The sequence below is a fragment of the Acetatifactor muris genome (assembly GCF_024623325.1).
GTDB lineage: Bacteria > Bacillota > Clostridia > Lachnospirales > Lachnospiraceae > Acetatifactor > Acetatifactor muris.
The window spans coordinates 19,842-32,428 of sequence record NZ_JANJZD010000029.1; the positions used below are offsets into that span (position 1 = coordinate 19,842).

The window sequence follows — 12,587 nt, forward strand, 5'->3', positions numbered from 1 at the left end:
ACATACCCTTCCTTCTCATTCGCCGCCCAATATCTTGATCTTACCCTGATTCAGCTCTTCCACTGCAACAGACAGCGGCTTTTTATCCTTACTGTCCACCAGGGCATCCTCCCCTGCGATGATCTGCCTTGCCCTTCTGGATGTAGCCATGACGATGGAATAACGGCTGCTTACCACCGGTGCCTCACCCTGCTCTACCTCCCTGTTTACCACTTTCATCAAATCTGAATAAGACGGATGTAACATTATTCCTGCACTCCTTTCGCTAAACTGAGCAATTCTTTTCTGATTCCCTGAATAAATTCCTTCCTTCTCACCGGAGCCCTTCTGGCGGCATTCACAAGATAGTGAATCTCCTCCACACATTCCTCCAGTCTGTCGTTTACTACAATATAATCATAGGCTTCCACACCTTCTGATTCCTCCACTGCCCGGGACATACGCTTCTTAATGATTTCCCTGCTCTCTGTGCCTCTTCCTACCAGCCTGCGTTCCAGCTCTTCCACATTGGGAGGCGTCACGAAGATCAGCAGACATTCCGGATACTTTTTCTTTACTTTCAGCGCGCCCTGTATCTCTATCTCCAGAATCACATTTCTCCCCGCCGCAAGCTGCTCTTCCACATATGCCTTCGGCGTGCCGTAGTAATTCCCACAATACTGCGCATATTCCACCAGTCCGTCTCTCTCTATAGTCTCTTCAAAATGCTCTCTGTCTGTGAAAAAATATTCCACGCCCTCCTGCTCTCCCTGTCTCGGCGTCCTGGTGGTCATGGATATAGACAGAACATACTCGTCATATTTCTTCAAAAGCGCTCTTACCAGTGTACCCTTTCCCGCCCCAGAAAAACCGGAAATAACGATAAGAATTCCTTTTTGTTCCATTTATTTCTCCTCCGAAACGTCTGTGCCCTCCTGCATTCGTCCCACGATGGTCTCCGGCAGAAGCGCCGAAAGCACCACCTGGCTGTTCTCCATAACAAGCACAGATTTGGTCTTGCGCCCCTGTGTGGCGTCAATGGCCAGTCCTTTTTCTTTCGAATTCTGCACCAGGCGCTTGATGGGCGCGGAATCAGGACTGACAATGGCGATGATTTTCGCGGTATTCACGATATTGCCGAAACCAATGTGAATAAGCATTGCAATTGACCTCTATTCTATATTCTGAATCTGTTCCCGAACCTTCTCGATTTCTGTCTTCAAATCCAGACAACAGTTGGAAGTATCCAGATCATTTGCCTTTGACAAAATGGTATTGGCCTCTCTGTTCATCTCCTGCGCAATGAAATCAAGCTTTCTGCCCACGGGGCCGCCTTCCTGCAAACTGGTCCTGGCAGTCTCAATATGGCTGCGAAGGCGCACAATTTCCTCATCCACACATATTTTATCCGCAAAAATAGTAACTTCCGTGAGCAGCCGACCTTCGTCCACGGCAGTACCCGCCAGAAGCTCTCTCACCTTGTCTTCCAGCTTTCGTCTGTACTCCTCCATAACCCTGGGAAAACGCTCGGAAATAAAATCAGTCAGCCGCTGCATTCCCTCCATTTTAGCAAGCAGATCGGCTTTCAGATGCTCTCCTTCCGCTACGCGGGTATCCACAAACATCCTTGCAGCACCGCTTACGACTTTCTGCAGCTCCTTCCAGAGCGCTTCCTCGTCCACATCCGCCTCTTTCATTGTAAATATCTCCGGAAATCTGGAAAGCGTAGACACACGAATGTCGTCATCAAGCCGAAACTCTTCCGCCATCTGACGCAGATATTTCAGATATTCTTCCGCCACCTCTCTGTTGTAATGAAGAACGGAAGTTTTCTCGGAAAGGTCTTCATATGAAATAAATACATCAACCTTGCCTCTTGTAATGTAGGCTTTCAGCTCATTGCGGACAGCGGCCTCAAACGGGCTGAGTGCTTTGGGTATCCTGATATTGATATCCAGATAGCGATGATTTACCGACTTTATCTCCACTGCAAATTTCCTGTTGTTTTCGACAATCTCACACCTGCCGAAACCAGTCATGCTCCTGATCATGGCTCTCCTATCCGGGCTCCGAGCCCTGACACTTATCCCTGTTTTCACGGCCACCAACGCCTGGAATACAGGCGTACAGCTTCATTATAAAGTAAGTTTCAGCAAGCGTCAAGGACATTCCGGAATTAAACTTTGCATTTAAACTTACCTGATCCATCCCCAGGCCAGTGCCAGATATTCACCGCAGAAATACATTCCTCTCAGCCAGCAGAACAACATGGCAAACCACATAGGCCATGCCAGGTCGGCACGCTGCTTCAGAATTTTTGCCGTGACGGATAAAATGGCGCAGACGCACAGGACCAGGGTGCCGAAGGAGGCTCTGTCCGGATAGTGCGGAGATAGTACAAAAGCTCCCCAGGACAGCATCGCACAAAGGAGTACTAATTCCGTCCGCCGGCCTGGAAGCTGCTTTAACACACAACTGTTGAGGATCCACACAAATCCCAGCACCAGCAGGACGGGAAACAGGTATTCCATTATGCCCCTGCTCTCCCCATATCCTCTCAGGAAGATTCTCCACAAAATCCCGTATTCTTCCTCTTTGATCTGTCCCGTCCTGACAGTGTTGCCCGGCGCAATAATGCACAGGACGCTGCCTGCCAGGCAGGCCAGATTCCCCGCTATCATCCAGATTCTGATCCTGCCCTTTTCCTTCAGGACAAGCAGTATCACCGCAAGACTGACAATCCACACCGCAGGTCCCATGTTCTCATTGCTCCAGCCCGCCAGAATTCCCAGGGGAATAATCCAGAGAAAAATTCCGGGCAGCGTTTTCGGCTCCCGCACACGTTCCGCTGATTCCGCATATGCCGGCTCTGCTTTATCTGCCCCGGTATTTTCTTTTTTCCGTTCTCTCCGGAAAAAGCATGAAAGCAGGCTGCCCTCATCCGGCAGTTCCCGCAGGTAGCAATAGAGATATGCCAGAATAAACACTGTAATATACAGATAATTGGCGGCTCCTGCCTGCCAGAACATGCTCATCTTCCAGTTTGCATTCAGGCCCAGCACCAGGGAAATACCTGCCAGAAATGCGGGCAATCTGCGATGATCTGCCGCCAGGCAGACCATCCCTCCCAAAAGCAGTGTAAATAAGACATTCAGAATATCCGCCGTTCGTGTTCCCGCCAGCAGTGTCAGCTGCAGAATCCCATGTGTCATACTTCTGCCGCCCCAGTTGTAATAATGCCATACCTGGCTTTTTACAATATCAGCAAAATTTTCGATGGGCCTGTCCTCAGCCAGCATGGTGGAATACCAATTGTCATCCATCATAAAAGGAATCTCACTGTTGGTCATATATACCACAAGAATAAATATCAGTGTCAATATCCCTGTTAATATCCACATTACTTTGCGCGATTTTTCCTTCATACCCCCGTTCACACCTTTCCTCAAGCTTTCCCTTATAACGCCAGAGTCTTAATCCGTTCCACCGCCTCCACAGTGTTCTCATAGCTGCCGAAAGCAGTCAGCCTGAAATAGCCTTCTCCGCCGGGGCCGAATCCGGAACCGGGCGTGCCTACCACGTTGACGCTTTCCAGGAGATAATCAAAAAATTCCCAGCTGTTCATTCCCTCCGGCGTTTTCAGCCAGATATAAGGAGAGTTGACGGCGCCGGACACCGTATATCCCATACTTTTCAGTCCTTCAAAAATATATGCCGCATTTCTCTGATAATACCCGATCTGCTCCTTCAGCTGGGCTCTGCCCTCCTGAGAATATACCGCCTGACCGGCTCTCTGTACAATGTAAGGCGCCCCGTTGTATTTGGTGCCGTGTCTCCTGGCCCACAGGGCATGCAGCGACACTTCCCCGCATTTCAGTTCCTTCGGAATTACAGTAAATCCCAGTCGCAGTCCCGTAAATCCGGCGTTTTTGGAAAAGGAACGAAATTCAATGGCACAGCTTCCAGCTCCCTGACATTCAAAAATACTGTGCGGAATGTTATCCTCCGTTATATATGCCTCATATGCGGCGTCATACAGAATCACTGCCCCCACCTGATTCGCATAATCCACCCATCTCTGCAGTTCTGCTTTCGTGATGGCGGAACCGGTGGGATTGTTGGGAAAGCATAAATAAATCAGATCCGGCTCCTTCCCCTTCTCCGGCAGTTCCGGCACAAAATCGTTCTCCGCCGTGCAGGGCATATAGATGACGTCACTCCAGGTCTCACGCCTCCTGTCGTAAGTGCCTGTCCGCCCTGCCATCACATTGGAATCCACATATACAGGATATACCGGATCACACACCGCAATGCGATTGTCCATGCTGAAAATCTCCTGAATATTGCCGCAGTCACACTTTGCACCGTCGGAAATGAAAATCTCATCGGCTTCAATGTCACAGCCCCGGCTCCGATAGTCACACTCTGCAATAGTCTCTCTCAGAAATGCGTACCCCAAATCCGGCGCATATCCCTGAAAAGTCTCCTCTCTTCCCATCTCCTCCACCGCTCCGTGCAGTGCTTTCACAATGGCCGGCGCCAGCGGCTGCGTCACATCTCCGATGCCGAGCCGGATGATTTTTTTCTCCGGATGGGCTGCGCTGTATGCATTTACTTTTTTGCCAATGGTGGAAAAAAGATAACTCCCGGGAAGCTTTAAATAATTTTCGTTGATTTTATACATTTTCTCCTCCTCGAGTTCCTTCCGGCACTTCTCCCTCAAACACCGTAACGGCCGGCCCTGTCATATACACGACATTTTCCTCTCTGTCCCACTCAATCAGCAGTTCTCCGCCCGGCAGTTTAACTGTTACCACATTTCCTGTCAGATGATTCAGTACACATGCCACCGCCACGGCGCAACACCCCGTTCCGCAGGCCAGCGTCTCTCCGCTTCCGCGCTCCCAGACCCGCATAAAGCAGGTCTTCCTGTCCAGAATCTCCACGAACTCCGTGTTGGTCCGGGCGGGAAATCTGTCATGATGTTCAAAAAGCGGTCCCATCTGTTCCAGGTTCAGTTCAGCCACGCCCTTCGTAAAGATAACCGCGTGCGGATTTCCCATGGATACACAGGTCATGTGGTATTCCCTTCCATCCACCGTAATCGGCTCATTCACCGCCTGCTCCCCTTCTGCCTTCACCGGCACCAGCTTTGGATCCAGTATCGGGCTCCCCATGTTTACCCGGACTTTTGTCACCGTTCCCCGCTCTTTTGGATGCTCCGGATCCTTCTCCACCGTCAGGTCCAGATATTTTACTTTACCTGCACTGACCACACTGATATGTTCCGAATCTGTCAGTCCCTTGTCATACACATACTTTGCCACACAGCGGATGCCGTTTCCGCACATTTCCCCTCTCGAGCCGTCTGCATTGTACATTTCCATTTCAAAGTCGGCCTCCGACGAAGGATTGATGAAAATCAGCCCGTCGCTGCCGATTCCAAAATGTCTGTCGCTGAGCCGCCTCGCCAGCTCCGGTTTCTCCGATGCGGCAACCTGTTCCCGAAACCCGTTCACATAAATGTAGTCGTTGCCGCAGCCATGCATTTTTGTAAATTTCATCTTAAAATCCACTCCTGTCTTATCCTTTCATCATGGACAGCACCATAAGGGCTGTCTCCGTCAGATTTGTTCCGCTGTCCATGCTGCACTTCTGCAGATATCTGTGTGCCTCTTCCTCCGTCAGATGGTTTCTGACCATCAGCACTTCCTTCGCTTCCCTGAGGACTTTTTCCTCTTCCGCACTTCTCACCTTCGGCTTCAGTCGGGCCCGGCGTCTGCGCCGCTCCTGCTCTGCCGTCATCATTCCCACGGTGCTTACCAGATCATTCACTTTCAAGGGCATGGACAATCGTACAATTCCCTCCCCGCCGCAATGGCTCAGCAGATGATCGGAAGCTATCAACAGCAGTTCAAATCCCGGGGGCAGGCATTCCCGCAATGTCGAATAGACCATGTCCGTCAGCTTGTAGCTGCATATGACAATACCGTCATTTAATCCGTCAGCCTGCCCGATTACCTGCGCCCCGGCAGTGCAGACGCCGGTTACCCGGAATCCGTTCCGCACCAGTACATTTTTTATGCCCTTTGCATCCCCCAGCTCAGGCAACGCCACAATGATATTCGTCAACTGTTCACCTCCGGCACCCCATGTTCCGGCCAGGAATTCCTGCTAATAGCGGTACAGATACTCCTGAATCTCCCACTCCGACACCTGAGCCCGATACCGCTGCCATTCCTTCTCTTTTGCCGCAATATATCGTTCCGCCACATGTTTTCCCAGCACGTCAAGTATAAAGGAGTCTTTTTTGAGTTCCTCCACGGCCTCTATCAGCGTTCCCGGCAGACTCTCGATTTTACGCGCCTTTCTCTCCGCATCCGACATGGTATAAATATTACAGTCCACACTCTCAGGCGGCTCAATGCGGTTCACAATCCCGTCCAGTCCGGCCTTCAGGCACACTGCCAGCGTCAGATAGGGATTTGCCGCAGAGTCCGGACTCCTCAGTTCAATCCTGGTGTTCCCGCCCCTGTCCGCCGGAATTCTGATCAGGGGACTTCTGTTGGTGGTACTCCACGCAATGTACACCGGAGCTGCGTATCCCGGCACCAGCCTTTTGTAGGAATTCACCAGCTGATTGGTGACAGCCGCCATTCCCTTTATATGCTTCATAATTCCGCCGATAAAATAATATGCTTCCCGGCTCAGTCCGTTGGCATCTTTCTGATCTTCAAATATATTTCTCCCATTCCTGTGGAGAGACATATTAATGTGCATACCGGAACCATTCACACCGTATTTGGGCTTCGGCATAAAAGTTGCATGGAGTCCATGCCGCTTTGCAATGGTCCGCACCGCCAGCTTGAATGTCATGATATTGTCCGCCGCGGTCAGCGCCTCGTCATAGCGAAAATCAATCTCATGCTGTGCCGGCGCCTCTTCATGGTGGGAAGCTTCCATAATCAGTCCCATATCTTCCAGCGTCATGACAATCTCCCGCCTGGCGTTCTCCCCTCCGTCCAGCGGTCCCAAATCAAAATAACCGGCCTGCTCATGAGTCTGTGTGGTGGGCATGGCATTTTCATCCGTATCGAAAAGGAAAAATTCACATTCCGGTCCCACTTCAAAAGTATATCCCATGTCCTGAGCCTCTCTGAGCGCCCGCCGCAGCACCAGCCTGGGGTCCCCTTCAAAGGGTGTCCCATCCGGACGATAAATGTCGCATATCATTCTCGCCACCTTGCCCTGCTGAGGTCTCCAGGGAAAAATTTCCAGTGTGGAAAGATCCGGATGCAGATACATGTCAGATTCTTCAATCCCCGCAAAACCGTCGATAGAGGAGCCGTCGAACACACACCTGTTTTCCAGCGCCTTGTTCAGCTGATTGGCCGTAACCGCAATATTTTTCAGATTTCCCAACATATCCGTAAACTGCAGACGGATGAATTCCACATCCTCCTCTTCCACCAGCTTCACGATATCTTCCCTCGTGTAATTCTTCATCAATACCCTCCGTTTCCGATATTTACTTTCAAATGCACAACAAGGGCTGTTCCACCCTTTTGTGAACGCCCTTGTTCTGCTCACCATCATAACAACCACAGTGCCCGTCTGTCAATATTTTTTTATATCCAAAGCTCACTTATAACTATCCAGCGCTTCCTCCTGCAGCCTGTCAAAAGCCGCCATACAGTCATCCACTGTGGCACCGTTTAACAGTTCACGTACAATCAGGCAGGTATTCCCCCACTGCTCCACCTTCATACCGGCATTACAGCCAAGAACAAAGACGCCCTCCCCGACTCTGTCATTCAGGGGTTTCAGAGCCGGAACGCATTCCACCTCAACATTTCGGGAGGGAGAAATAACTTTGTTGATTTCCGTATAAGCCTGTAACGCTTCATCGGAAAGTATGGCATCCAGCGTCATCATGGCATCTTCCGCATGCTCCGCTTCCGCCCCAACGGCAAATCCCGTCATAGACATAACCGGCATCTGTCCGCGGCTGCTGGGAAAGCCGATGACCTGTAATTCAAAATCCGTGTTCCCGTAAGCGGTCTCCGTGTTTGCCGCCCCCCAGTACGCCATTACGACAGGGATTTTCCCTGTCAGGAAATCCGTCCCTTCCCCTTCAATCGCTTCGCTGATATATGCTTTTTCGGCATCAATGTAACCACAGTCAATCATCTCCTGAAGAAACTCGAATCCGGGACGCATATAGTCACTATACCTGGCCGCACCGCTGTTGAGAGCCGCAATCTCCTCCTCTGTGTTCCCTCCATTATATAAATCGGCATAGGCCTGTGCGAAAACAAATGTCTCCAGCCACCAGCGGTTTGCCCCCACAGGTGTCTCTATCCCGTTTTCTTTCAGTACCCGACAGCATTCCAGGAACTCTTCCGGGGTTTCCGGCAGTTCCAGATTATATTCGTTAAATATATCCATATTAATGAAAAGCCCATATACAACCACTTCCTGCGGAATTGCCACCAGCTTTCCGTCCACGGTATTTGCCGTCTTTACCACATCCCGCAGATTCTTGACACAGTCCAGCCCTGACAAATCCATCAATACACCTTCTGACCCGAGCTTCCGAATTGTATCCGGGTTTAACAGATAAAGGTCATCCATATTGCTGCGGGCACGGTCCAGAGATACATCATCATAGGTTTTGTCCTGATAGTCTTCAGCAGTATAAGTCCTGTATGCCACTGTCACGCCAAGTTTTTCTTCCGCAATTGCAATGGTGGTATCCGCTGCGCTTCTGGCCACATTTTCAGCATCGGGATCCGTCTTTTCCATAGGACTGAACAGATTCACCAGCCGCACTTCTTTTTCTTCTGTGATAATCACATTCTGATTCGGATCCGGACGCCCTGCACAGGATGTCAGCCCAAGTACACTCATTGCCGCAAGGCATATTAACGCAATGTCCCGAATCATTTTCTTTCTTCTTATCATTACGCAGTTCCTTTCACTTTAAAGCTTTACATATTCTCTGATCACTTTTTTAAACTGCTCCATATCCAGAGGCTTTGCCACATGAGCGTTCATTCCGGCATCCAGAGCAGCTTTCTCATCCTCCGCGAATGCATTTGCAGTCATGGCAATAATGGGGATCTGTCCGGCATCACTGCGATCCAGTGCCCGGATTGCCACAGTCGCTTCATAGCCGTTCATCACCGGCATCTGTACATCCATCAGAATCGCATCAAACTCGCCTTCTGCGGCATGTGTAAAGCGCTCCACTGCCAGCTGACCGTTCTCGACAATTTCACACACAGCCCCTTCCATCTGAAGAATCTCGGCAAGAATCTCGGCATTGATTTCATTGTCCTCTGCGGCCAGGAAGTGAAGCCCCTCCAGGGAGTTCTTATTTTCTGTTTCTGTTTTGTCCTCCATTGCTGAGCTGCTTTGCATCTCCATAATTTTTGCTTTCACTGCAGACATGAAAAATGGCTTTGCAAGAATGTCAGTATTTTCGGGATAAAAAACGTTTTCCGGATCCTCAATACAATGCTCCGCCAGTAACAGTATCGGTATCGTATCGGACACCACTTCCCGCAGGGCCTGAACCGTATGGGTATCACCCATATCCGGTACACTGCGGTCAATTAAAATCAACTGATATGGCTTCCCGTTCCTGTCCGTATTCTGAAGGAGCGCTCTTGCTTCTTCCACTCGCTGAACCGCAGAAACCTGGACATCCACATCTTTCATCATCGCAGAAATATTTTCACAGAACTCTTCATCATTGTCAATGACCAGGATTCGTTCGATACCGCATTGTCTCCAGAACTGCCTGTCTGCCTGTTCCTCCGGGATACGGCACTCAAGTTCAACCCGGAACAGGCTCCCTTTTCCCATCTCACTGGAAACATCTATTGTGCCGCCCATAAGTTCCACAATATTTTTGGTAATCGCCATACCCAGTCCAGTCCCCTGAACTTTGTTCGTTGTACTGTTCTCCGCTCTTGTAAAGGCATCAAAAATGGTCTTCAGATATTCCGGAGTCATGCCGTACCCGTCATCTTCCACCTCGATTCGAATATGCTCATACTGGCTGGAGCGCTGCTTAAGCCCTGTAATCCGGAACCAGATATTCCCGCCTTCCGGCGTGTATTTGACAGCATTGGAAAGGAGATTAATCAGAATCTGGTTGATTCTTGTCTCATCTCCCATCAGATATTCATGCTTGATTCCCCTTACCTCTACATGAAAATTCTGTCTTTTTGCCCTGGCCATGGGCCGGATGATGGTATCCGTGGAAGACACCACATCATTTAATGAAAACGCCTCATATGTCAGCACTATTTTACCACTTTCAATTTTAGAGACATCCAGAATATCATTAATCAGACTGAGCAGATGCTGTCCTGATGCGGTAATCTTCCTGGTGTATTCCCGCACCTTAGCCGGATTTTCCGCCTCTTTGGCCAGAAGCGTCGTAAAACCCAGTACTGCATTCATGGGTGTCCGGATATCATGTGACATATTGGATAGAAACATGGTCTTGGAGTTATTGGCTATCTGTGCTGTCTGCAGCGCCTCCATTAGCTGCTTATTGTGGATTTCTCTTTCTGCTTCCCTTTCTCTCCAGCTCTTTGCCTGCTGACGCTGATTGAAATAATACAAAATGCAGCATAACAGGAATGCCACCAGCATTACAATAACCACAAGCAGAATATTCTGGTTAACCGTCTGCCCTTCCTGCTGAATAGCCTCAAACGCCACATAGCCCACGAGATAAATGGTTCCTTTATTTACAGACCACATATAATTCAGAGAATTCACCTGCCTGATATCATGGTAAAACAAAATGTTTTTACCATTTTCCAGGCAATCCCCCACCTCTGTCTGCAGTTCGGTATCTTTTATACTGTTTGCCCGGTAAAAATCTTCCAGGTTCAGATGGCCTGCGCTCCGCATTCCCATTCCTTCAGGTTTCAGCACAAACCGTCTGCTTTTCGTATCCATAATATACAGAGCCGCCTGCTTATTGTAAAATCCATCCGGAAGAGATCTGTCCAGCGAGTCATAGACATATTCGATATATAGTTCCGCAATCTCTCTGTCCCCTTTCACAACAGGACATTTTATGGTATACGCCCATGTCCCCATATGGTTCAGGTACGATTGAGAAATTGGCAGCCCGGCTACCGTTCCTCCTGCTGAGAAATCCAGGTCCTTTTCGGAAAAACTCTCCCCTGTGCTGGAAATGCCCTCCTTTTCGCCGGTCATAATCAGAGATATTCTGGTCATGGACTTATTTGTCTCATATGAGCGTATATAGGCCTCCGGGTCGTCGGATAAGGCTATTTTATGAGCAATCAGTTTCTGGAACTCCGCTTCATTATTTAAAATCGCCTCTATCGTTGCTTTGATCAGATTCAGATTTTCACTCAGATTCTGAATCGCTGATGCAGACATTTCATGGGATATCTTCTGCGCTACCGAAAATACGACGGCTCCCAGAATACAAAAGACAAGTATAATGGACCACAGCAGGGTAATTCCTTTATTTTTTGGGGTTCCGCTTGGATTTTTTCTCATTTCAAATCTCCATTCCATTCGGAAAGATGAATTCATCTTGCAGCATTAAAGTTGTTAAATATAAATTATAGCACAGTTCTTTGATAAAATCCATATCTCATAAGCCAGTTGTAAGAAAGACAGATAACCGTTCGGACAGATCCCTGAACGGTTATTGCGGTCTAACCGGAACCTGAATTCCTGTGGAATACAATAACAACAGCTCTGTGACCTGACCGACATGTTATCTACAATAATATATGCGTAACAGTTCAGGCAGGTCACAGAGCCGTAAGTTCTTCAGTCGTCATTATTCAGATACTGCAGAATCCCCATATGTATGGCCCAGGCTATTCTCTCCTGGTATTCCGGCGTGCGAAGTTTTTCCGCTTCAGCACTGTTGGACAGAAAGCCGCACTCCACAATCACAATGGGGCTTCCCGTTTTTTTCAGCAGGTAATAACTGTCGTTGGCTTTGACCTGACGTCTGTTCTCAGGATCTGCCTTCTCCACCAGCTGATTCTGAATGTATTCCGCCAGCAGCTGCCCCTGTGTGCTTCCCGTATAGAAAAAAACCTGGGCACCGTGAACATATTCTTCCGGAAAACTGTTCTGGTGAATGCTGACGGTCAGCACAGGCGCCGCCCTGTCAATCAGGTCAATTCTCCTTTTCATGTCCTGCACCTTCTTGTTGGGGGCATCTGCATCATACAGTCCCTCATCCGATTCCCTTGTCATCACAACTGTTATATCATTGGCTTCCAGAAAATACTTCAGCAATTCTGCAATCTGCAGATTCACATCTTTCTCATAGATACCGTTAATACCCACCTTTCCCGGATCATCCCCTCCGTGACCGGCATCTATAACCACACATATTTTGTCCTCTTTTATCTTTACGTTCTCCCCCGCTGCATACCTGGCTGCCTCTCTTCCCACAATCAACATGGATACCACCAGCATGACGCCCATGGCCACAGACAATATTCTGTATTGCAATCTGTTCATTTTTCCCTCTCTGAACAAGTCTTTTTACCATTTATATTCTTATTAATTTTTCTTTAAAACTTTTA

At 49.0% G+C, this 12,587-nt stretch carries 12 protein-coding genes; all 12 read right to left on the reverse strand.

The features are described 5' to 3' along the window. Nucleotides 1-15 precede the first annotated feature (15 nt). Entirely contained in the window at nucleotides 16-246 is a 231-nt protein-coding gene (gene rpoZ / locus NSB25_RS21845; RefSeq protein WP_103241313.1) for a DNA-directed RNA polymerase subunit omega, read from the reverse strand. Beyond that, nucleotides 246-884: a guanylate kinase gene (gmk, locus tag NSB25_RS21850; RefSeq protein WP_103241314.1), complete on the reverse strand. Its 639-nt coding sequence runs from the start codon at nucleotides 882-884 to the stop codon at nucleotides 246-248. Before gmk ends, rpoZ begins: the two co-directional genes overlap by 1 nt. Continuing rightward, entirely contained in the window at nucleotides 885-1,145 is a 261-nt protein-coding gene (locus NSB25_RS21855; protein WP_103241315.1) for a DUF370 domain-containing protein, read from the reverse strand. Nucleotides 1,146-1,151: 6 nt separating this feature from the next. Beyond that, a complete protein-coding gene (locus NSB25_RS21860) occupies nucleotides 1,152-2,030 on the reverse strand; it encodes a YicC/YloC family endoribonuclease (protein WP_103241317.1) in 879 nt (292 codons plus the stop codon). Nucleotides 2,031-2,174: 144 nt separating this feature from the next. Beyond that, entirely contained in the window at nucleotides 2,175-3,404 is a 1,230-nt protein-coding gene (locus NSB25_RS21865; RefSeq protein WP_146040134.1) for a DUF6056 family protein, read from the reverse strand. Between the two features lie 32 nt (nucleotides 3,405-3,436). Then, entirely contained in the window at nucleotides 3,437-4,663 is a 1,227-nt protein-coding gene (locus NSB25_RS21870; RefSeq protein ID WP_257479311.1) for an LL-diaminopimelate aminotransferase, read from the reverse strand. After that, nucleotides 4,656-5,543 (reverse strand): diaminopimelate epimerase, encoded by an 888-nt coding sequence (gene dapF / locus NSB25_RS21875; RefSeq protein WP_103241319.1) that lies wholly within the window; start codon nucleotides 5,541-5,543, stop codon nucleotides 4,656-4,658. The genes NSB25_RS21870 and dapF overlap by 8 nt, the downstream gene beginning before the upstream one ends. A 19-nt stretch (nucleotides 5,544-5,562) precedes the next feature. Continuing rightward, nucleotides 5,563-6,111: an ANTAR domain-containing response regulator gene (locus tag NSB25_RS21880; protein ID WP_103241320.1), complete on the reverse strand. Its 549-nt coding sequence runs from the start codon at nucleotides 6,109-6,111 to the stop codon at nucleotides 5,563-5,565. Nucleotides 6,112-6,153: 42 nt separating this feature from the next. Continuing rightward, nucleotides 6,154-7,485 (reverse strand): type I glutamate--ammonia ligase, encoded by a 1,332-nt coding sequence (gene glnA, locus NSB25_RS21885; protein WP_103241321.1) that lies wholly within the window; start codon nucleotides 7,483-7,485, stop codon nucleotides 6,154-6,156. A 135-nt stretch (nucleotides 7,486-7,620) separates the two neighbouring features. Continuing rightward, nucleotides 7,621-8,943, reverse strand: a complete 1,323-nt coding sequence (locus tag NSB25_RS21890; RefSeq protein ID WP_103241322.1) for an ABC transporter substrate-binding protein — start codon at nucleotides 8,941-8,943, stop codon at nucleotides 7,621-7,623. Between the two features lie 18 nt (nucleotides 8,944-8,961). After that, nucleotides 8,962-11,535, reverse strand: a complete 2,574-nt coding sequence (locus NSB25_RS21895) for an ATP-binding response regulator (protein WP_103241323.1) — start codon at nucleotides 11,533-11,535, stop codon at nucleotides 8,962-8,964. A 279-nt stretch (nucleotides 11,536-11,814) separates the two neighbouring features. After that, complete coding sequence (locus NSB25_RS21900) at nucleotides 11,815-12,513, reverse strand: N-acetylmuramoyl-L-alanine amidase (protein WP_416385576.1); 699 nt, start codon at nucleotides 12,511-12,513, stop codon at nucleotides 11,815-11,817. Nucleotides 12,514-12,587: the final 74 nt, after the last annotated feature.

Coding starts and splice junctions, on each gene's coding strand:
- rpoZ (WP_103241313.1), bottom strand. CDS start 246: ATGTTACATCCGTCTTATTCAGATTTGATGAAAGTGGTAAACAGGGAG.
- gmk (WP_103241314.1), bottom strand. CDS start 884: ATGGAACAAAAAGGAATTCTTATCGTTATTTCCGGTTTTTCTGGGGCG.
- NSB25_RS21860 (WP_103241317.1), bottom strand. CDS start 2,030: ATGATCAGGAGCATGACTGGTTTCGGCAGGTGTGAGATTGTCGAAAAC.
- NSB25_RS21865 (WP_146040134.1), bottom strand. CDS start 3,404: ATGAAGGAAAAATCGCGCAAAGTAATGTGGATATTAACAGGGATATTG.
- NSB25_RS21870 (WP_257479311.1), bottom strand. CDS start 4,663: ATGTATAAAATCAACGAAAATTATTTAAAGCTTCCCGGGAGTTATCTT.
- dapF (WP_103241319.1), bottom strand. CDS start 5,543: ATGAAATTTACAAAAATGCATGGCTGCGGCAACGACTACATTTATGTG.
- glnA (WP_103241321.1), bottom strand. CDS start 7,485: ATGAAGAATTACACGAGGGAAGATATCGTGAAGCTGGTGGAAGAGGAG.
- NSB25_RS21890 (WP_103241322.1), bottom strand. CDS start 8,943: ATGATAAGAAGAAAGAAAATGATTCGGGACATTGCGTTAATATGCCTT.
- NSB25_RS21895 (WP_103241323.1), bottom strand. CDS start 11,535: ATGAGAAAAAATCCAAGCGGAACCCCAAAAAATAAAGGAATTACCCTG.